The organism is Chryseobacterium sp. NFX27, assembly GCF_049887855.1.
GTDB lineage: Bacteria > Bacteroidota > Bacteroidia > Flavobacteriales > Weeksellaceae > Chryseobacterium.
This window is the reverse complement of sequence record NZ_JAGEKK010000014.1, coordinates 14116-34365: the sequence shown is the minus strand read 5'-3', so window position 1 is coordinate 34365 and position 20250 is coordinate 14116. Positions and strand designations below refer to the sequence as shown.

General features: G+C 37.5%; 18 protein-coding genes. 12 read left to right on the top strand and 6 right to left on the bottom strand.

What is annotated here, in order from left to right; genetic code table 11:
* Positions 1 to 5 precede the first annotated feature (5 nt).
* Positions 6 to 2384 carry a choice-of-anchor L domain-containing protein gene (locus J4Q03_RS15300; RefSeq protein WP_426048999.1) on the top strand — a complete coding sequence of 793 codons (2379 nt, stop codon included), beginning with the start codon at positions 6 to 8 and terminating at the stop codon, positions 2382 to 2384.
* A 69-nt stretch (positions 2385 to 2453) separates the two neighbouring features.
* Here the strand turns inward: J4Q03_RS15300 and rsmA are convergent, their stop codons facing one another.
* Entirely contained in the window at positions 2454 to 3224 is a 771-nt protein-coding gene (rsmA, locus tag J4Q03_RS15295) for a 16S rRNA (adenine(1518)-N(6)/adenine(1519)-N(6))-dimethyltransferase RsmA (protein WP_426048998.1), read from the bottom strand.
* Positions 3225 to 3315: 91 nt separating this feature from the next.
* On the opposite strand from rsmA, the gene J4Q03_RS15290 reads away from it, so the two are divergent.
* The 8 genes from J4Q03_RS15290 (at position 3316) to J4Q03_RS15255 (ending at position 9338) form a co-directional block, all read left to right on the top strand.
* Positions 3316 to 4215: a cell division protein FtsX gene (locus J4Q03_RS15290; protein ID WP_426048997.1), complete on the top strand. Its 900-nt coding sequence runs from the start codon at positions 3316 to 3318 to the stop codon at positions 4213 to 4215.
* Positions 4216 to 4217: 2 nt separating this feature from the next.
* A complete protein-coding gene (locus J4Q03_RS15285; RefSeq protein WP_426048996.1) occupies positions 4218 to 4514 on the top strand; it encodes a DUF3098 domain-containing protein in 297 nt (98 codons plus the stop codon).
* Positions 4515 to 4616: 102 nt separating this feature from the next.
* On the top strand, positions 4617 to 5435 hold the full coding sequence (locus tag J4Q03_RS15280) for an undecaprenyl-diphosphate phosphatase (protein WP_426048995.1): 819 nt from the start codon (positions 4617 to 4619) through the stop codon (positions 5433 to 5435).
* A gap of 4 nt (positions 5436 to 5439) precedes the next feature.
* The gene (locus J4Q03_RS15275; RefSeq protein ID WP_426048994.1) at positions 5440 to 5889 is read left to right on the top strand and encodes a hypothetical protein; all 450 of its coding nucleotides are present in this window, start codon (positions 5440 to 5442) and stop codon (positions 5887 to 5889) included.
* The gene (gene truB, locus J4Q03_RS15270; RefSeq protein ID WP_426048993.1) at positions 5889 to 6587 is read left to right on the top strand and encodes a tRNA pseudouridine(55) synthase TruB; all 699 of its coding nucleotides are present in this window, start codon (positions 5889 to 5891) and stop codon (positions 6585 to 6587) included. Before J4Q03_RS15275 ends, truB begins: the two co-directional genes overlap by 1 nt.
* Complete coding sequence (locus J4Q03_RS15265; protein WP_426048992.1) at positions 6584 to 7162, top strand: hypothetical protein; 579 nt, start codon at positions 6584 to 6586, stop codon at positions 7160 to 7162. The genes truB and J4Q03_RS15265 overlap by 4 nt, the downstream gene beginning before the upstream one ends.
* Entirely contained in the window at positions 7162 to 7884 is a 723-nt protein-coding gene (gene rluF / locus J4Q03_RS15260) for a 23S rRNA pseudouridine(2604) synthase RluF (protein WP_426048991.1), read from the top strand. The genes J4Q03_RS15265 and rluF overlap by 1 nt, the downstream gene beginning before the upstream one ends.
* Before the next feature lie 233 nt (positions 7885 to 8117).
* Positions 8118 to 9338, top strand: a complete 1221-nt coding sequence (locus J4Q03_RS15255; RefSeq protein ID WP_426048990.1) for a YncE family protein — start codon at positions 8118 to 8120, stop codon at positions 9336 to 9338.
* Positions 9339 to 9416: 78 nt separating this feature from the next.
* On the opposite strand, the gene J4Q03_RS15250 is transcribed toward J4Q03_RS15255, so the two are convergent.
* Together J4Q03_RS15250 and J4Q03_RS15245 are read right to left on the bottom strand one after the other, a co-directional pair.
* Entirely contained in the window at positions 9417 to 10688 is a 1272-nt protein-coding gene (locus J4Q03_RS15250) for a hypothetical protein (protein WP_426049057.1), read from the bottom strand.
* Between the two features lie 240 nt (positions 10689 to 10928).
* Entirely contained in the window at positions 10929 to 11273 is a 345-nt protein-coding gene (locus tag J4Q03_RS15245) for a MerR family transcriptional regulator (protein WP_034704939.1), read from the bottom strand.
* A 197-nt stretch (positions 11274 to 11470) separates the two neighbouring features.
* On the opposite strand from J4Q03_RS15245, the gene J4Q03_RS15240 reads away from it, so the two are divergent.
* Positions 11471 to 12352 (top strand): AraC family transcriptional regulator, encoded by an 882-nt coding sequence (locus tag J4Q03_RS15240; RefSeq protein ID WP_426048989.1) that lies wholly within the window; start codon positions 11471 to 11473, stop codon positions 12350 to 12352.
* A 114-nt stretch (positions 12353 to 12466) separates the two neighbouring features.
* Here the strand turns inward: J4Q03_RS15240 and ccoG are convergent, their stop codons facing one another.
* Positions 12467 to 13909: a cytochrome c oxidase accessory protein CcoG gene (gene ccoG / locus J4Q03_RS15235; protein ID WP_426048988.1), complete on the bottom strand. Its 1443-nt coding sequence runs from the start codon at positions 13907 to 13909 to the stop codon at positions 12467 to 12469.
* A gap of 268 nt (positions 13910 to 14177) precedes the next feature.
* On the opposite strand from ccoG, the gene J4Q03_RS15230 reads away from it, so the two are divergent.
* Positions 14178 to 15071, top strand: coding sequence for an SMP-30/gluconolactonase/LRE family protein (locus tag J4Q03_RS15230; protein WP_426048987.1), 894 nt, complete (start codon positions 14178 to 14180; stop codon positions 15069 to 15071).
* Between the two features lie 110 nt (positions 15072 to 15181).
* On the opposite strand, the gene J4Q03_RS15225 is transcribed toward J4Q03_RS15230, so the two are convergent.
* Both J4Q03_RS15225 and J4Q03_RS15220 read right to left on the bottom strand, forming a co-directional pair.
* A complete protein-coding gene (locus J4Q03_RS15225; protein WP_426048986.1) occupies positions 15182 to 16489 on the bottom strand; it encodes a DEAD/DEAH box helicase in 1308 nt (435 codons plus the stop codon).
* Between the two features lie 285 nt (positions 16490 to 16774).
* A complete protein-coding gene (locus tag J4Q03_RS15220; protein WP_426048985.1) occupies positions 16775 to 18037 on the bottom strand; it encodes a hypothetical protein in 1263 nt (420 codons plus the stop codon).
* A 280-nt stretch (positions 18038 to 18317) separates the two neighbouring features.
* Here J4Q03_RS15220 and rpsA point away from each other — a divergent pair, with 280 nt between their 5' ends.
* Positions 18318 to 20114, top strand: a complete 1797-nt coding sequence (rpsA, locus tag J4Q03_RS15215; RefSeq protein WP_426048984.1) for a 30S ribosomal protein S1 — start codon at positions 18318 to 18320, stop codon at positions 20112 to 20114.
* Positions 20115 to 20250: the final 136 nt, after the last annotated feature.

The window sequence follows — 20250 nt, the reverse complement described above, 5'->3', positions numbered from 1 at the left end:
GTATTATGCGAAGAAATCTACTATTCCTTTTATTTTTCTTAGTCGTTTCGACATTTTTATATTCACAAGCAGACGGACCCCGGAAACCTCCCAAAGACAAGCCAGCCGGATCAGTTACTCAAAAAGCAGGTAATTTTATTGATGTAAACACTCCCGGATATGCAGAATCCAACTATTCCATTACGCAGCTGGTAAAAGATGTTTTGATCTCTTCCGGAACAAATACTTGTGTAACACCTACTGTATCCAATGTAAAAATTACACCCAACCATGCTGTGACAGATGCCGACAGATCATGGGGATATTTCCATAAAGGAACTACCAATTTTCCTTTCAAAGACGGAATTGTACTTTCTACGGGAAAAGCCAGACGGGCAGGAAATGGATCTGAAACCAACCTGAGTGACAATAATGGCGGAGGTACAGATTCAGACCTTGCACAGGCTATCGGATCTACCGGAACCCTGACTGATGGCGTTCTTTTGGAATTTGACTTTGTCCCAACAACATCACAGATCAAATTTAATTATATTTTGGCTTCGGAGGAATACTCCGGCTCATTCCCATGTCAGTATGCAGATGCTTTTGCCATTTTGCTTAGGCCGACTTCAGGAGGACCTTACCAGAATATGGCAGTGCTTCCGGGCGGTGCCGGTCCTGTAAGTATTACCAATATTCACCCGTTAATTCCTGGAAGTAGCGGCTGTGCAGCGGTTAATGAAATGTATTTTGGAGGATATAATACAGCCAATATTGAAACCAATTTTGAAGGAAGAACAGTTCCTCTTACTGCAACCGCAACTGTAGTGGCAGGGCAGGAATACCACTTTAAAATGGTTGTTGCCGATTATGCACCGGGAAGCTTTGAAGACCATGGGTGGGATTCTGCTGTATTTCTGGAAGGAGGATCATTTAATATCGGTGTAGAGCTTCTGGATCCCAGCGGTGCTACATTACCCTCCGAAATCAATGTTTGTGATAATGTACCACAGGTGATCACAGCGTCAGTAAGCGACCCCAATTTACTATATCAATGGTACTTAAACGGAGCTCCGGTAACTGGTGCCACTACGAATACGATTACGGCCGTACAGCCCGGAACATACACCATTGAAGTAAGTGTTCCCGGAAATCCTTGTCCGGGTAAGGCAAGCATAGAAATTCATGGGGGAACCACTCCGCAGGCCCAGGATGCTACACTTTTACTGTGTTCTACACCGGATATTACCACTTTTGACCTGACGAATGCTATGCCGTCAATAAGTCCGACACCGGGCGCTGTATTCAGATTCTATGTAAATCAGGCGGATGCTGTGGCTCAGAATGCTAACTATATTCAGAATATTTTAAATTATAACGGTACAGACGGGCAGATTCTTTATGTGGTAGTGTCAAACGGAGGCTTCTGCAGCAAGATGATAGAATTGACTTTACAAAAGGAAACTACGCCTAAGGCAGGTGTGAAATCTTCCAGAATTAAAATATGTCCGGGAGAAACAGTAACCCTGACGGCTGAAGGAGGTGTAACGTACCAGTGGGTTAATTTCCCGGGGACAGGCAATACACAAACCGTAACTTTACATCAGACGACAACATTCTCTGTTTACGCAGTGGGAACAAAAGGATGCCGTTCTTTAAACCCTGCTACCATAACAGTAGAGGTTACACCGGAGATCACTTCTCCCTTAAAAGATGTGGAAATGTGTCTGGGTGACCGTGTTACTTTAGATGCCGGGGCAGGGCCTAACTATAAGTATTTGTGGAGTACAGGAGCTACAACGCAAACCATTACTGCAGACAGCTGGGGTATTTATACTGTGGAAGTGGATAATGGATTCTGTAAAAAGATCTTCACCGCGAAAGTAGGAGGTGCTGCTACTCCTTATGTGACGGCAGTGAACTATGAAAGTGCTAAAAAAACAGTGACGATTATTGCCGAAAATCCTATGATGAACAATACTCCAAGTACTTTAGAATACTCTATCGACAATGGAATCATCTGGCAGGAGTCTAATGTTTTCACAGGCCTTTTAGACAATACAAATTATACCGTATTGGTGAGAAGAGTGGGAACCCATTGTGTAGGAACCTTTGATTTCTATACCCTGCAGATCAATAATATCATTACGCCTAATGATGATGGTATAAATGATGTTCTGGACCTTACAGCATTGGTTGGATTCAAAAATTTCACCGGATCTGTTTTTGACAGATATGGTGTGGAAATGTTCAGATTCTCTAAAGAAAAACCTGTATGGGACGGAACAGTAGGTGGAAAAAGACTTTCTACAGCAACTTACTGGTATAAATTTAATTTCGAATATCCTAAATCAAAAATTCAGATGAACTGGTCCGGATGGATCATGCTTAAGAATCGTGAGTAAGATAAAATCATATATAAAAAGCCTTTCAAGTGAACTTGAAAGGCTTCTTTATTTTTTTGGAATGATTACTTATTGATTTTGTTTCCAGAGATTGGCAAAACCTATAAAATCCAGGACACTCAGCTCTTCTGCTCTTTTGTCTAAGAATTCATGGGTCTTTAAAGCTTCAGGAATATTCAGTACTTTCAATGAGTTGGAAAGCTTTTTTCTTCTTTGGTTAAACCCTGCTTTTACGATCTGCTTAAAAAGAACCTCATTTCCGGCCAGGCCTTCTTTTGGATTCCTTGTCAGCCGGATGACTCCTGATTTTACTTTCGGAGGCGGATTAAACACATTCTCATGAACTGTAAACAGGTAAGATACATCGTAATATGCCTGGATCAGGACAGAGAGAATACCGTAATCTTTAGTTCTGGGCACTGCCGCTGTTCTTTCTGCAACTTCTTTCTGGAACATTCCCACCATCTCAGGGATCTGCTGATAATAATCAACGATCTTAAAAAGAATCTGTGAAGAAATGTTATAAGGAAAATTGCCAATAATGGCAAGCTGCTCACCATTGATAAAATGGAAGTCCTGTTTCAGAAAATCTCCTACAAAAGTATTTTCTGTAATCTTTGAATAATTCTTTTTCAGGTATTCAATAGATTCGGTGTCTATCTCTGCCAGATAGATGGTCTGTTCTTTTTCAAACAGATATTTGGTAAGGACGCCCATTCCGGGACCTACTTCCATGACATTTTTATAGTCTTCAAAACTAAGACCTTCCACGATTTTTCTCGCGATATTTTCATCTGTCAGAAAGTGCTGTCCAAGATGTTTTTTTGCTTTTACACTCAAAGTTTTTTATGATTTTATTAACAATGATTTTCTTTATTTCGTCCCAAATTTCGGAAGATTTTTTCTAATTTAGCCAAAAATTTTAATATTAATGGCTAAATCTGTAGATGAGTTTAATAAGAAAAGGCTTCGGTCAAGCAATATTACAGTCGTAATAAGTATCGCATTAGTGTTATTTTTGTTAGGGTTGATGGGGCTTATTTTAATTAATGCCCAAAAGTATTCTGACTATATTAAAGAACAGCTGGTGGTGAATGCTTATTTTGATGAAAACTACGATGCAAAAGATTCTGTAAAGATTGCAAAACTAGAGGAGGAAACTTTTAAAAAGGTACAGACCTTAGCTCCTGTGAAAAAAGCCACCTATATCTCACGGGACATGGCGGCTAAAGAAGCCAAAAAAACAATGGGGATAGACAGTGATGCGCTTTTTGAGGAAAATATTTTCCCTTCGTCTATCGAAATTGCACTAAAGCCTGAATATGTGGATCCGGCAAAAATTGACGGGGCAATTAAAGTAATTAAAGCTGTTCCTGGTATTATAGATGTTAAGAACGACAGTACTTTGATGGTGGATGTTTACAATAACCTCAGCCGAATTCTGAAATGGATCCTTGGATTCTCTATTCTGTTTCTTGTCCTGGCAGTAGTGCTGATCAATAACTCCATCAGACTCAAAATATTCTCCAAAAGATTTATCATTAAAACCATGCAGCTTGTTGGAGCAAAAAGAAGATTCATCCTTAAGCCGTTTATCATTGAAGCCATTATTTTAGGGGCTATCGGATCTGTAATCGGTCTTCTGGCACTGGGAGGAGTCTGGTACTATTTTACGAGCCAGATTGGTTCCGCCTTCGTACAGGATAACACCCAGTACTTCTGGCTGATTGTTTTAGTGCTTGGTGTAGGAATTTTTATTTCTGTTTTAAGCACCATTTTCGCTACTTGGAGATTCTTAAAATCAAACGTTGACGATCTATATTATTCTTAATAATGAGCAAAAAAACAAATAAATTTGCCGCTTCAGAGTTTGGCAATGAAACCGAAGTACCACAGGAAGGTACCTTTTACTTCGGACAGCAGAACTTCAAGTGGATGCTGATAGGGCTGGCTTTTATCGTAGTAGGTTTCCTGCTGATGATGGGGCCGGATGCTAATACAGTAGATGGTAAATTTGATCCTAATTCATGGAATGACGGTATTTTTTCCATCCGCAGGATCAGAATTGCACCACTGTTCATAGTGATAGGCTTTGGAATAGAAGTTTATGCTATTTTAAAAAGAAAATAAATCAATACATTCTTTATTTAGAGATTAAAGGGTTAAGGAATTTAGAAAGACTTTCTACATTTCAGAATCTTTTAATCTTTAAATTTTTTATATACACAAAATATGGATTTAATTAAAGCAATCATTATTGCTATTATTGAAGGGCTTACAGAGTATCTTCCTATTTCTTCTACGGCACACATGGGATTTGCAGCGAACCTTTTGGGTCTGCAGGATGATGAATTTCTGAAAATGTTTCAGGTGTCCATTCAGTTTGGTGCTATTTTATCCGTTGTAGTAGCATACTGGAAAAAATTCTTTGATCTGAAAAATCTCCAGTTTTACTATAAACTTGCTTTTGCAGTAGTTCCGGCACTGGTGCTGGGCTATTTATTTGATGATAAAATTGAATCTGTCCTTGGAAATCAGATTGCCATTTCTTCAGTACTTGTATTGGGAGGTGTGGTGCTGCTTTTCGCAGACAAATGGTTCAAAAATCCTACCATTGACGATGAAAAAGGGATTACCATAAGAAAAGCAATCACAATAGGCTTCTGGCAGTGTCTTGCGATGATGCCGGGAACCAGCCGCAGTGCAGCTTCTATCATTGGAGGAATGTCTCAGGGATTAACAAGAAAAGCCGCTGCAGAATTCTCTTTCTTCCTGGCGGTTCCCACCATGCTGGCAGTAACGGTATATTCTGTTTTCCTGAAAACATGGGGTAAAGAAACCGGAAATCCTCAGAAAGGATATGAAATGATTATGGCATCTCAGGATCACATTATGATCTTTGTAGTAGGAAATATTGTTGCCTTTATCGTGGCGTTGATCGCTATTAAGGCATTCATCGGAGTACTCAACAAATATGGCTTCAAGCCTTGGGGCTGGTACCGTATCTTTGTAGGAATTGCTTTATTGATCTATTTCTATTTCTTTAAATAAACCTATGAAAAGTAATATTTTAAAGATACTGGCTTTTTCCGGCCTGATTGTTTCCTGCGCTCCGGCACATACGCTGTTCGTAAAAAATAACACAGGAGAAAGAATAGAATTTTTCGTTGAACTGAAAGAGAAAAACCTTGCTGAAGATCTATTGATCTGTAAAGAGCTTGTCCCGGACGAAAAACTGGATCACAAACCTTTTATGGAATATTCCAGAGAGGGAAAATGTTACCGTCAGAAAATTACAACTCTTAGTAAGACCAGCTATAAATTTAATTTACCTGAAAATTATACAGTGAATATTGCTCCCAATAATTCGGTATATCCTTTTCAGAATATATACTACTTCATTGGTGATAAAAAATGCTTTGTCAATGTAGAAAACGGGCCTGATTGCAAGCAGAAGGTCAATAAGCTGCCAAGCTTGGTAAGTATCACCGAAATTTTAGAATAATGACAGCTGAAGAACTGCAATCAGGATATGTATTTTTATTGGACAAACCTTTGGACTGGACTTCTTTCCAGGCTGTCAATAAAATGAAGTATAAGCTCAAAAGAGAGTTTAACCTTCCCAAGAAATTTAAAATAGGCCACGCCGGAACTTTAGATCCGAGAGCAACAGGCCTGCTTATTGTCTGCTGTGGAAAATTCACAAAGAAAATTCCTGAGATCCAGGATGCTCCGAAAGAATACTGGACAGAGATCAAAATAGGAGTTCAGACCGAATCCTATGATACGGAAAAGCCTGAAATTCTTCATCAGGATATTGCTCATATTACGGAAGAGCAGATCAAAGAAGCTCTTGAAAAATTTGTTGGGGAAATAGAGCAGAAACCACCTGTGTATTCAGCAATAAAGATAGATGGACAGAGAGCCTACAATCTGGCGAGAGCAGGAGAAGAAGTTGAAATGAAATCCAGGAAGACGACAATCTTCTATCTCAAGGATATTAAAATTGATCTCCCTTTGGTCAGCTTTACAGTGGGATGCTCAAAAGGAACCTACATCAGAAGTCTTGCTCATGATATCGGGCAGGAGCTGGGAGTGGGGGCTTACCTTACACAGCTCAGGCGGACAAAGATCGGTGAGTATACCATTGAAAATGCAACAACTGAGTTTTTAGAGAATGAATATAAATTTGAAGGTTTATGATAAAAAATTTCTTCTTGTTTTTAGGGCTCTTATCTTCTGTTACCTATTTCTCACAGGAAACAGAGACTAAAAAAGCTAAAATGGATTTTTACTTCAATCCTTCACTCAATATCGGCTATAATCTTCAAAACAGAGATAATCAGTTTACGAATTCACAGTATATCGAACCGAAACGGATTGGCAAAATAACATACGGCATGACGGCGATTGGAGGTTACAATTTTCTTCCTAACTTTGCACTCGGGACCGGATTAAAATACAGCTTTATAGAAGATAATTACCATCTGGTATACTGGATGATCCAGCCGAAGATTATATTCTCTCCCGGTGACCGTCCTTTTTATATTGATTTAAATTATGGAAAGCAGCTCAATCATTCGGCGATTTCTGATTCCGAATTTTGGGGAGCAAGATTGGGAATTATGGTTTCTTACTCAAAAAGACTGAGCCAGGAGGGTGGGATTACTTTTGAAGGATATCAGTTGAATGGTAAGTCCAATGGTTTCTTCATCGGATTGAGTTATGGAATTACTATTTTCAGCAATAAAAATTATACAGGTTACGGAGAAGATTAATGGAAAAAACACGCATCAATAAATATTTATCAGAAGTCGGCTTTTGTTCAAGAAGAGCTGCTGATAAACTTTTGGAAGAAGGAAGGATCACAATTAACGGCAAGGTCCCGGAAATGGGAACAAAAGTTTCTGATGAAGATCTTGTGGAGGTAGATGGAAAACCGATCCGCGAACCTCAGGATAAGCCTATTTATATCGCTTTTAATAAACCTGTGGGCATTGTCTGTACTACAGATACCAAACGCGAGAAAAACAATATCGTTGACTATATCAATCATCCGAAAAGAATTTTCCCGATCGGAAGACTGGATAAGCCCAGTGAAGGACTTATTCTTTTGACCAGTGACGGTGATATTGTGAACAAAATCCTCAGAGCAAGAAATAACCACGAAAAAGAATACATTGTACGGGTAGACAAACCGATTTCGCCCAAATTTCTTGATAAAATGAGAAATGGAGTGCCTATCCTGGATACCGTCACCAAAAAATGTGAAGTGGAAAGGATAGATGATATGACTTTCCGGATTATCCTTACGCAAGGACTGAACAGACAGATCCGCAGAATGTGTGAATTTCTCGGTTATGACGTAAAAAAACTGAAACGTATCCGTATCATGAACATTAAACTGGATCTTCCGGTGGGAAAATGGCGTGATCTTACGGAAGAGGAATTTAATACCCTCAACAACCTTCTTTCTGATTCTATCAAAACAATCGATTAAGATAATATCATTAATAATAAAAGTAAGCAGGAAATATTTTCCTGCTTACTTTTTTATATCTTTTTTGTTAAACAAATTACAACTTCTATTTCCGGATAATCTATCTGAAGAAAAATAATAGACAATATTTAAAATGTTACTGTTTAATAATACTCACACATTGGTGTAATATTTTTAGTTTGTTAGTGAAAATATATTATATTTATAATAATAACTATTAAAACTAAAAAACCATGAAATTAAAATTTAATCTGCTTTCTCTTGTTATTTTAATAGCATTTTCTAATTGTCAAAATGATAACCATAATTCAGATCTTCCGCATGATTCTTCTTTTTACATTGACTATAGAAGTTTGAAAGGATTACCAGATGGAATAGCCGTAATTGAACTGGATCCTGAAGCCCCAAATTTTGGACATATCAGCAGCAAACTAGAATTGGGCGTAGGTGTCCTGCCTCATCATCTTTATTATAATCAGGGTGCAAACAAACTATTTACCACTGCTTTAGGAGGGAGTTATCTTTACCAGATAAAAACGGAAAAAGATAAAAACGGACAACCCAAATTAGTTAATGCAACGCCTATTGATACAGGTGAGAATACAGTAGGCGAAAATTTGTTTTTTACCAATGATGGAAGATATTTTATGACTTTTATGGGAGGGGCAGGAGGACCAAAAGATGGGAGTATAGGTGTTTTTAACGCCAATAACAACCAGCTTATCAAAACTATTAAAGCACCGGTTCAAAGCAATCCCAATCAATTTATTATGTACCCGCATGGTATTTCTGTTAATGAGGAAAAAGGAATCATGATGGTCACCTCAACCATTCACCCGGATCTTACTACCGGAATGGGAAATACGTGTACTTTATTAGATATGAATACCTATGAATTAAAAGAGACCTATCTGGTAGCAGACTCACAAACGGATATGTCAAGTCCTGTCGAGGTTCTGTTGCTGCGTGGAAAATTTCCACAATATGCCCTTGCAACGACAATGCTAGGTGGTGATATCTGGATTGCTCCATACAATGCTGCCACCAAGAAGTATGATGCTTTTAGTAAAATATTTGAAGGAAGTACACAGGGATTAGGCTGGGCACTCGAAATGTACATTGATGATAACAGCAAGCTTTATGTAAGTTTTGCAGATCCTGGAAAAGTTTTGGTTTTTGATATCAGTAATCTTCCCCAACTAAAGCTTTTAAAAACCCTTACCGCAGATAAAGGAGCACATCATATGGTTTTCTTTAAAACCAAAAAAGGAAAAGAAGTTGTAGCAGTCCAAAATAACCTGTTGAATATTCCTAACTTAAACTCCGGCACCATCAGTGTCATTGAAATCGAGACCGGAAAAACATTGGGTACCGTCGATTTACGGACAAAATATGGAATACTACCCGAATCAATTGAAGGAACCAATGGTCCCGGCAGCTACATGCATCACTAAAACTTAAGTAATATGTCTGATCAGAAACTATCCAAAACTGCCGTTATTGTTTTGGGTAGTTTTACTATAGGTTTCCGCTTATTTTAAATATAATTTCATTCTCTCTTCATACTCAGGCTTTAATTTTAAAAGCTTGAGTATTTTCTTATCATCCGTGTAGGTAGTCCGGTAGAATATGATCTTATCCGCAGAATATTTGAAGTAGGGATGATCTTTCAGCCATTCTTCAGGGGCTTCTGTTAAAGAATATTTAGGAACATTTGAAATATCCAGCGGAGCAATAGAAATTAATTTTTGAACCAAATTTTTATCAATATTATAGGTGTCTAAAATTTGTTGTTTATTGACAAAACCTCTCAGCTTTCTTCTGAAACCGATCATAGATCCGGCACTTTTTTCATCCAGACCAAATTCCAGCAACTGCTTGAATGTGATCATATTTAAATCAATTTTTGAAAAATCAGTTTCCTGTTTTTGAACCAGATTCGTATTCGGATTGAGTTTTATATAAGGACTTAATTCCTGAAACTTTTCCGGAGAAATAACAAAACATTTCTTTATATCTTCAGGTGATTTGAAGCTTCCTCTGAGATTTCGGTCCCTGTAATTGATAATCGTATTGGCCTGTTTTTCAGAGAACCCTAAACCTTTCCATCCATCCAGATCTAAAGTATTAGGGTCAAATGAATGGTATTGAATGGTGGGTTTTATAGCGTACTGATGACCGGACTTTCTAAAATTATCAGGTGTTTTTACCGGAAGCAGTATATAGGGCTCCAGCTTGCTGTAATTTTCTGAAGAGATGATAAAACATTCCTTGAATTTTTCCTTACTTACGAAACTTCCGCCCAGATAATTCCTGTATTTTAATATAGCTTCAGCCTGCTTTTCACTGAAACCCATCTTCATCCATTCCGAAGCAGAAAGACCATCAGGATTGAATTTTTTAGAAACATAAATTTCCTTTTTATCATTAGTTTTAAACTTTTCAAAGTGGCGGTCTTTACCGTTTTCAGGAAGTAGAATGAAAGATTTCAGCTCAGTGAATTTTCCCTCAGAAATTGCATAGCATTTTTTGAGCTGCTCTTTTGAAGTAAATTCACCTCCCACAATTTTTTTGTAATTCAGGATCGTAGAGACCTGCTTTTCAGAAAATCCTAAATGCATCCACTGTTTTGCATCCAGATCATTAGGATCAAAATCAGTCAGGTTGAGAGTGGCAGAACTTTCCGTAATGAATTTTACCTCAGGAAAATCTTCTTTCCCCCGGCTGGTATATTTCTGAAAAGCCAAAAGGACGATCAAAAGCATTCCCATGAATGCCAGTTTCTGGTAATAATTTTTTCTCATCATCAAGTAAACTTATCAATAAAAACAAGCCGAAGCAATGATGAAAAGCAGAAACGGTAGTTTTATCAAGTAAATTCAATACAATTACTTGATAAAATAAATTGAAATATATTCTATGCTAAAATAATTTTAAGGATACTTAAAATCAACAAGTTACATTGTTGTGGAAAGTACTATAGCGAAATGCCGAAACAGGAACAGAATCTGCTCCAAAATAGAAATTCTAAAAAAAATATAAAATTATTCGGAATCTCTGTCCGCCAGTGAAGCCTTGAGTTTCTGAAGTTCAGCTTTTATAAATTCAAGACGGTCAATGATGGTAACGGTTTCAGAAATTTTACTGTTGGTCGTCAGAGCAATCCTTGCTCCATCCAGCGTATAGCCTTTTTCCTTGACCAGATGGTAGATCATCTGCAGGTTTTTGATATCTTCAGGAGTAAAGTAACGGTTTCCTTTTTTGTTCTTTTTAGGCTTGATAATAGGAAATTCCTGCTCCCAATAACGTATTAATGAGGTGTTTACATCGAAAGCTTTTGCAACCTCTCCAATGGAATAATACAGTTTGTCAGGTAAATTTATTTTCATTGTTACAAATCCTAAAAGCCAAAGATAAAAATTTTTTAACCTCGGATGCAAATTATACAGCTTCTATTCATCTATTCCAGATAATATCAAAAATTTCCGGATAAGGAATTGATTAAAACCTGTCTTTTTATGAAACTTGTTTTTTTTCTCTTTTTACAGTACTTTTATACAATAACTACGCCTGCATATTATCAGTAATGAATTCTATCTCCGTTCTTCATATTGACCTTTTCCAATCCGGCAGAAATACTTCCCATTTTTATTTCAATACGATGAAAGAACATCTGGTGGTAGGGCACCGGCATATTGAAAAGCCCCACCGGCACGATTTCTATGCTGCTGTCCTTTTTACCAAAGGCCAGGGGATTCATGAGATCGATTTTCAAAAATATGATGTTTCTGAAGGTAGTCTTTTCTTTCTCTCACCCGGACAAATCCACAGCTGGGAGCTTTCAGAAGATATTGACGGGTATATTTTCTTTTGTTCGCAGGAGTTTTACGAAATGCATTATGTGAATCAGAAACTAAGAAACTTTCCGTTTTTCGGTTCCGTGTCTTTTCCCAGGAAACTGCAGCTGGATCCTGATGAACGGATAAAAAACAAAGCATTATTTCACGAGTTGGGAAGAGAGCATCAGTCACAGAACCTTATGAAAGAAGGATTGATTCTTTCACTAATGTCTCATATTTTTATTAACTCAGCAAGGCTGTTTTCAAAAGAAATTGACCGTCATGATTCTTCCGCGAGTCTTTCTTATTTTAAACATTATCAGGATTTTGAAAACCTGATAGAACAGCATTTTACTGAACAGAAATCAATCTCTTATTATGCATCATTGTTAGGAATTACGCCCAAACACCTGAACAGAATAGCACAGACCGTGGTTCAGAAAACAGCAACCGATGTTATTACAGAAAGAGTTGTACTGGAAGCGAAAAGAATGCTGATGTATCTTGATGAAAGCCTTGTGGAAATTGCTTTCAGACTAGGCTATGAAGAATATTCCTACTTTGTAAGAGTATTCCGGAAATGCTCCGGAATGACTCCTACTCAGTTTATGAGAAAATACAAGGTTTAAAATTTTAAATTTAAAAGAAAGAGAGATAACGACCGAAGCTGGGAGTTTAGCAAAATCCTTAATATCAATTTCATATCGCCTGTCTCCAGTCTGAAATCTGAGTCTAGATTCTCCCTACAACAAAAGTTTAAACGGTCCTTCAAATGTTGTCTCAAAAGAATCCAGCATTTCTCCTTTTTCATCAAAAACACCAATCACCATATTCTGTTTCGAAAATTTAATATCATCTTCCGGGAATGTAATATTGATATTTCCTTTCAGGATCTCGTCACCTTTCAGAATGATCTTTTCAGAGCCGAAATGAGTGATCTCTGCATGAGCAGGACTCATTACTTTAATAGTCAGGGTCTTCTTCTCGTTGGATTTATTTAAAAGCGTATAAATAAACGTATTCGTGATCTTACCGTCTTTAATAAAGAACGTGGAGCCTGCCGGTTTGATGAATTTAGCTTCCATAGATCCGCGGTCATACATTAAGAATCCCAAAAACCCGATCAGCAGAGCTAAAAATACTGTGGTAGCTTTCATTCTTGAGGTAAACTTAAATGTTTCCCGGTTTTCAATTTCTGCTTCCGTTGCATAGCGGATCAGTCCCTTTGGAAGACCTACTTTCTCCATTACCTCATCACAGGCATCGATGCAGGCTGTACAGTTGACACATTCCAGCTGCTGTCCGTTTCTGATATCGATTCCTGTAGGGCACACCACAACACACTGATGACAGTCTATACAGTCTCCTTTTCCTGTGGCTTTACGGTCTTCATTGTTTCTCCATTTTGAGCGGTTTTCACCTCTTTTGAAGTCATAATAAACATTAATGGTCTGCTTGTCGATCAATACGCCCTGAAGTCTTCCGTACGGACAGACCAAAGTACAGACCTGCTCGCGGAGCCATGCGAAAACAAAGTAAAACGTCACCGTGAAAAATATCATCACAAGGAATTTCATAGAATGCTCTTCCGGTCCTTCCAGCATGATCCGGAATACCTGTTCGTATCCTACAATGTACATGAACATGAAATGGGCAATGATTAGTGAGATTAATGCAAAAACAGACCACTTCAGGATTCTTTTTCTGATTTTTTCAGCATTCCATTCCTGTCTGTCCAGCTTCATCTGCTTATTTCTGTCACCTTCTATCAAATATTCAATTTTTCGGAATACCATTTCCATAAAAAGTGTCTGTGGGCACAGCCATCCACAGAATATTCTTCCGAAGACTACCGTAAACAGCATAACGAAGATCACGGAAGTTACCGCTCCCAATGCAAGAATAAAGAAATCCTGCAGGTAAAAGGGCTGTCCGAGGATGAAAAACCTCCTGTCGATCACATTGATCAGAAGAAAAGGATTGCCGTTGATCTTTACAAATGGAAGTCCGAAAAATATAGCCAGCATGAGAAAACTTGCGTAGTTCCTGTAGTTGGTATACTTTCCTTTTGGCTTCCGGGGAAATACCCATTTCCTTTTCCCCGTTTCATCCATGGTTCCTACTGAATTTCTAAACGTCTCATTTTCAAATTCTACAAATTTGTCGCTGCTTGATTCTGCACTCATTGCGGTACTTTTGTTAAGTTAAAAAGTATTAAGGTGATATTTTGAGGCTGGATCAAACTGTTTTTTCAGTCAGTTTTTAAGAGGAGAAAATAGTGTTGATCTTACCTTAGCAAAGGTCCGGATAAAACTATTTTTCAACTAATACCATCTGCTTCAAAAATAGGACAATTAAGACATTTTTGTTTTGGATTTTATTATATCAATTTGAGTAAATATATTGGGAGGTTATAACTGATATTGTAACTTGCAGTGTTTAAATAAATGGAGAATGAAAAAGATAGGTCAGATAAGCGTAATTGGTTTGGTTTTCGCATTGGTAAACTGTCAATCAGTAAATTATAACAAAATGTTTTATGAAGGTGTACACCCGGAGAAGATTTCGGATCAGTTCAGTTTTACAGAAGGACCGTCTTCGGATCAACATGGAAATGTTTATTTCACTGATCAGCCCAACGACAAAATCTATTATTGGGACTGGAAAACCAATAAAATTATAGAGTTTTTAGAAAAAACGGGCAGGGCAAACGGTACTCATTTTGATAAGGACGGAAATCTCATTACCTGTTCTGATGATCAGGGTGAGATCTGGAAAATTTCAAAAGATAAAAAAGTAGAAGTGATCCTGAAAGGTTTCCAGGGAAAAAGACTGAACGGACCTAATGATATCTGGAATGATTCATCCGGCGGAATGTATTTTACAGATCCTTTGTATGAAAGGGATTACTGGGAGGGTTTTAAACAGGAAATTTCTCATAAAAGCCTTTATTACAGGTCCAAAGAAGGCAAAACGGTTAAGCTTGAAACTTTTGTACAGCCCAACGGAATAGTTGGAAGCGAAATATTTAAAAAGCTTTATGTTTCAGATATCGATGCCGGGAAAACCTACGTTTATGATATTCTTGGTGAAGGAAAGCTTTCTGAGAAAAGACTGTTCTGTGAAATGGGCTCAGACGGTATGACCCTGGATAAACACGGAAATCTTTATCTGACAGGAAAAGGAGTTCATATTTTCAACCGCCACGGGAAAAAGCTTTATCATGTTCCTATTGAAGAAGACTGGACGTCTAATGTAACTTTTGGAGGGGAAAATAATGATATTCTGTTTATTACGGCCTCTAAATCTGTTTACAAGCTGCCTACTAAAGTAAAGGGAGTGAAATAAATGTCATGGCGACGCCGTAGCGACGAAGCAATAACTAATAAATAAGAGAAGTCCAAAACGGGCTTCTCTTAATATTCTTAAAAGCTTAAATACTAACTTAATGGTTCACATTAGTAAGCCACTTCCATTTTTACTTTCTTGCCCTTCAGTTTTTCATTGCTTAATTTCTTCAGAACAAAGCTTACTTTATTTCTGGAAACCGCAACATAAGAAGTAGTGTCTTTCACTTCAATGATACCGATATCTTCTTTCTGAAGTTCACCTTTTTTAATAAGATACCCTACAATATCCACTTTATTCACTTTATCTTTTTTTCCGGCACTGATATAAATCGTCTGGAAAGGCGTTTTCTCCGGAACTTTATTAAATCCTGCTACGCTCTCTTCCGGTGTATTGCTTTTAATGAATGGGAAATTTTCGTCCTCAGTCATGATCAGGTAAGCAAAACCTTTGGCATTCATTCTTGCTGTACGGCCGTTTCTGTGGATGAAAGCATCTTCTTTCGGAGGAAGCTGGTAATGAACAATGGATTCTACTTCCGGAACATCAAGACCACGGGAAGCCAGATCTGTAGTGATTAAAATTCTCGCAGAATCATTCCTGAATTTCAAAAGGGCACGTTCCCTTTCATCCTGTTCCATTCCGCCGTGGAAGGTTTCTCTGTCGATTCCTTTTTCAGCTAGAAGGTCAGAAATACGGTCTACAGCTTCACGGTGATTGCAGAAAATCAATGTTCTTTTGTTCCCGATCTTGCATATTAAATTAAAAAGGGTGTCCAGCTTCTCTTCAGAAATGGTCATTACTTTTCGTAACTGAATATCCGGTTTTACTTCGCTTAATTTTAGAAAATCTATGATCTTTTCATTTTTTAAGCCTGTAAATTTTGGAATTTCATCCATCGCTGTTGCTGAGGTTAAAATTCTTTGGGAAAGGCCCGTCAGTGAACCGGAAATGTATTCCATATCTTCATGAAAACCTAATTCCAAAGCCTTATCAAACTCATCCAAAACCAAAGTTTTAATCGTTTTGGGATCAAAGTTGTTGTTTCTCAAATGATAGGTAACCCTGCCAGGGGTTCCGATCAAAACTGCCGGAGCTTCAATTAAATTATTGACTTCAATTTTTTTATCATGACCGCCGTAGCAGACAGAAACTTTAAAATCTGTTCCCATTGATTTAAAAACCTGTTCAATCTGTAATGCCAGTTCTCTTGCCGGAACTAAAATCAATGCCTGGATTCCTGAAGCATCCTTTTTAAGGTTTCGAAGAACAGGAAACAAAAAAGCAAGTGTTTTTCCTGAACCGGTAGGAGACAGCAAAACAACATCCGTATTGTTTTCAGTCGTTTTATATGTTGATTTCTGCATCTGATTCATATCCTGAATCTGCAGCTTTTGATAAATTGATTCTAATTCCATTTTGCAAAGATAATGAATTTAGAGAGCAAGTTTGGAGTCGGGAAGTTTGAGGGTCTTAGAGTGGGAGAGTTATTGAGTTACGGTTAGGAGTATGAGAGTGAAAGAGTCTTAGAGTTAATGGGTTTGAGGGTTTCTGGTTTGGGAATTCAAGTTCGAGTTTTAGAATTGAAGGATGTACATCCAGAAATATTGAATAAAGGACAAATATCTGGTGGCTGAGGCACCCGAAGCCACCAGTAGTCATATGTAGTATCTCATGTCTGAAATCTAACGTCTAGCTGCCATCTATTTCAATCTGCTCAGCATCTCTTTTCCCCTTAATAAAGTCACAGGATAAGCTTCATCAGGATTGGTTATAGCTTTTTCATAAAGCCCCTTTGCTATACTTTTATTTCCTTGAGTCATATTAATAAAACCTGACATTTCGTACATAAAATTACGGAGTTTGAGATCTTTTTCTTCTTTGGCTGACAGATATTTTAAAAGTTTTTCAGCGGAGGTGAGCCTGTTGTCTTGGTATGGTTGGATATCGTATCCATTAGGTTTGCTGAACCAGTAATCCCACATGGCGCCATTATTGTGCTCGTTCCATGAATATTTAATAAGCTGAAGGGCAACTTCCAGTAAAGCGGGATCCAGGTTTTTATTTTTCGGATCTGCTTTTTCGCTTTCTGCAATATACCGGTCGATTGTGCTTTCCGTGCCTTTATCCTGCATTTCCTGAAAAATAGATTCTTTAAGATATAAGGAATGATTCTTGGAAAAGCTTTCATAGGCAAATGAAGCAGGAAAATGATCGGCAAGATTTTCTATGTGGTAGCCTTTTTTCAGTTCAGATTTTAAATCAATTTTATAGGCCGTATTGTAATCGTGAAAGAGATAAACATAAATAATTCCTTTTTTGAGATCGCAGATCATAGAATATAAAGTGTTCAATTCTCCTTCCTGATGGGTTTTGTCCAAAATGTTTTTCAGGAAATCGATATTGTTTTCCTTAGAACCGGAAAGCATTTCATTGGCAATATCAGGTCTTCTGCATGAAAGTTTTCCATTGATCATATTACAGTTTGAATTCACCTGGAAATCGCCTTTCTTTTCTATGATGCCTCCGGGAGTGATGACGATAGAATTTCCCTCTTTATCGGCTAATAAAACTTTAGCAGATATTGCATAATCGTATTGCTTAAGGATGACCATAGCTTCTTTTACCGTTTTGCATTTCCCTAGTATTTCCCACATCAGATCGCCTTTATAAGGGTTTTTCAGATTTAATTTACTTAGATCATAGTTAGCCGCAGCAAAATCATAAAAAAGTCCGTATTCGTTCATTGCAGCAGCAGCCTGCATATCGGGAGCTCCAAAACAAACGGATCCGTAACGGTCTTTGGTAGCAGGATTGTACCAGATCCTTGTAAAAGGAGTAACATCATCTTCATTAGCGGCTGCAAATGTTTCTCCTCCTCTTGAGCAGGAAAAAATAGTACAAGCTTGTATGGTGTTGTGATATGAAAGCAAAATGATTAAAACTGAAAGAAATATTTTATACATAACTTTGACTGTTAGAGAGTTTGATTTATCTCAGGCTCTTCTGTTAAAACAATTCAGCTGGCAAATGTATTACACCAGGCTTGGATTTCTATTTGATTTTTACAATAAGAAACTACGGTGAAAATCCATTGTTAATATTAAAAAATAGTTGTATCTTTGCACCCACTTTTTGTGTGAAAGGTTTGAAAGGTAAATTATTAAAAATTAATTACTTCCGTATTTTTTAGATCCACATTTATTCAGACCATTAAAAAAGAAGGAATACAAATTTTATTAGAAAATGTCAAAAGAGACAAATTCAGCAGAGGTTTTATTAAACCAAAACGTAGCACCGGAACAATTTGATTGGGATTCATTCGAATCAGGTCTTGATGCAGATGCTAGAAAAGAAAAGAGCGATTTAGAAGAAATCTACAACGGATCTCTTAGCAGTTTAAATGATAACGACGTTATCACTGGTAAAGTTGTAAGATTAACGGATAAAGAAGCTATCGTAGACATCGATTTCAAATCAGAAGGTGTTATTTCTCTTAACGAATTCCGTTACAACCCAGGCCTGAAAGTAGGTGATGATGTTGAAGTAATGGTAGACAGAAGAGAAGACAAAACTGGACAATTACAGTTATCTCACAGAAAAGCTAGAACGCTTAAAGCTTGGGATAGAGTAAACGAGCTTCACGAAACTGGAGAAATCGTTAACGGTTTTGTTAAGTCTAGAACTAAAGGAGGTATGATCGTTGACGTACACGGAATCGAAGCATTCTTACCAGGTTCTCAGATTGATGTTAAGCCAATCAAAGATTACGATCAGTTCGTAGGTAAAACTATGGAGTTCAAAGTTGTGAAAATCAACCCAGAGTTCAAAAACGTAGTAGTATCTCACAAAGCATTGATCGAAGCAGATATCGAAGGTCAGAAAAAAGAAATCATTGCTCAGCTTGAAAAAGGTCAGGTTCTTGAAGGTACTGTTAAGAATATTACTTCTTACGGTGTATTCATTGACTTAGGAGGTGTTGATGGATTGATCCACATTACAGACCTTTCTTGGTCTAGAGTGAACCACCCATCTGAAATCCTTGAGGACGGACAGACTGTGAAAGTTGTTATCCTTGATTTCGATGATGAGAAAACAAGAATCCAGTTAGGTATGAAGCAATTAGAGGCTCATCCTTGGGATGCTCTTTCTGCTGACATGAAAGTTGGTGACAAAGTAAAAGGAAAAGTAGTAGTTCTTGCTGACTATGGTGCATTCGTAGAAATCGCTCCAGGTGTAGAAGGATTAATCCACGTTTCTGAAATGTCTTGGTCTACTCACTTAAGATCTGCAGGAGACTTCGTGAAGGTAGGTGATGAAGTAGAAGCTGAAGTATTAACACTAGACAGAGAAGAAAGAAAAATTTCTCTTGGTATCAAGCAGTTATCTAAAGATCCATGGGAAAATATCGAAGCTAAGTATCCGGTAGGATCTCAGCATGTAGGAACTGTAAGAAACTTCACTAACTTTGGTGTATTCGTAGAGTTAGAAGAAGGTATCGACGGATTAATCTACATCTCTGATCTTTCTTGGACTAAGAAAATCAAGCATCCATCTGAATTCTGTGCAGTTGGTGATAAATTAGATGTGGTAGTTCTAGAACTTGACATCCAGGCTAGAAGATTATCTCTAGGTCACAAACAACTTCAGGAAAACCCTTGGGATAAATTCGAAACTAAATATGCTGAAGGTACTATCCACGCTGGTAAAGCTGTAGAAGTTCACGATAAAGGAGCTTCTGTACAGTTTGAAGACGTAGAAGTAGAAGCTTTCTGCCCATCAAGATTATTAGAGAAAGAAGATGGATCTAAAATCAAGAAAGGTGAAGATGCTCAGTTCAAAGTAATCGAATTCAACAAAGAGTTCAAAAGAGTAGTAGTATCTCATACTGGTATCTTTAGAGACGAAGAGAAGAAAAACGTAAGAGAGTCTTCTAACAACAGATCTAATAATACATCTTCTTCAAACAACGAAGAAAGATCAACTCTTGGAGATATCGATGCATTAGCAGAATTGAAAAGAAAAATGGAAGAAGGTAAATAATCCTTGATTCATTTATAATATTGAGCCGCTCATTTGAGCGGCTTTTTTTTGTTTTAATTTAGATTTTCAGCTCAAAATTAATCCTGACGATACCAGATGCTTTTGTAAGAAGATTTACAATAGCCAATTACGGAAA

Bases quoted from the DNA above. Each gene is read 5' to 3' on its own strand.
- J4Q03_RS15300 (WP_426048999.1), top strand. From the start codon at position 6: ATGCGAAGAAATCTACTATTCCTTTTATTTTTCTTAGTCGTTTCGACA.
- J4Q03_RS15290 (WP_426048997.1), top strand. From the start codon at position 3,316: ATGGCTAAATCTGTAGATGAGTTTAATAAGAAAAGGCTTCGGTCAAGC.
- J4Q03_RS15285 (WP_426048996.1), top strand. From the start codon at position 4,218: ATGAGCAAAAAAACAAATAAATTTGCCGCTTCAGAGTTTGGCAATGAA.
- J4Q03_RS15280 (WP_426048995.1), top strand. From the start codon at position 4,617: ATGGATTTAATTAAAGCAATCATTATTGCTATTATTGAAGGGCTTACA.
- J4Q03_RS15275 (WP_426048994.1), top strand. From the start codon at position 5,440: ATGAAAAGTAATATTTTAAAGATACTGGCTTTTTCCGGCCTGATTGTT.
- truB (WP_426048993.1), top strand. From the start codon at position 5,889: ATGACAGCTGAAGAACTGCAATCAGGATATGTATTTTTATTGGACAAA.
- J4Q03_RS15265 (WP_426048992.1), top strand. From the start codon at position 6,584: ATGATAAAAAATTTCTTCTTGTTTTTAGGGCTCTTATCTTCTGTTACC.
- rluF (WP_426048991.1), top strand. From the start codon at position 7,162: ATGGAAAAAACACGCATCAATAAATATTTATCAGAAGTCGGCTTTTGT.
- J4Q03_RS15255 (WP_426048990.1), top strand. From the start codon at position 8,118: ATGAAATTAAAATTTAATCTGCTTTCTCTTGTTATTTTAATAGCATTT.
- J4Q03_RS15250 (WP_426049057.1), bottom strand. From the start codon at position 10,688: ATGAGAAAAAATTATTACCAGAAACTGGCATTCATGGGAATGCTTTTG.
- J4Q03_RS15245 (WP_034704939.1), bottom strand. From the start codon at position 11,273: ATGAAAATAAATTTACCTGACAAACTGTATTATTCCATTGGAGAGGTT.
- J4Q03_RS15240 (WP_426048989.1), top strand. From the start codon at position 11,471: ATGAATTCTATCTCCGTTCTTCATATTGACCTTTTCCAATCCGGCAGA.
- ccoG (WP_426048988.1), bottom strand. From the start codon at position 13,909: ATGAGTGCAGAATCAAGCAGCGACAAATTTGTAGAATTTGAAAATGAG.
- J4Q03_RS15230 (WP_426048987.1), top strand. From the start codon at position 14,178: ATGAAAAAGATAGGTCAGATAAGCGTAATTGGTTTGGTTTTCGCATTG.
- J4Q03_RS15225 (WP_426048986.1), bottom strand. From the start codon at position 16,489: ATGGAATTAGAATCAATTTATCAAAAGCTGCAGATTCAGGATATGAAT.
- J4Q03_RS15220 (WP_426048985.1), bottom strand. From the start codon at position 18,037: ATGTATAAAATATTTCTTTCAGTTTTAATCATTTTGCTTTCATATCAC.
- rpsA (WP_426048984.1), top strand. From the start codon at position 18,318: ATGTCAAAAGAGACAAATTCAGCAGAGGTTTTATTAAACCAAAACGTA.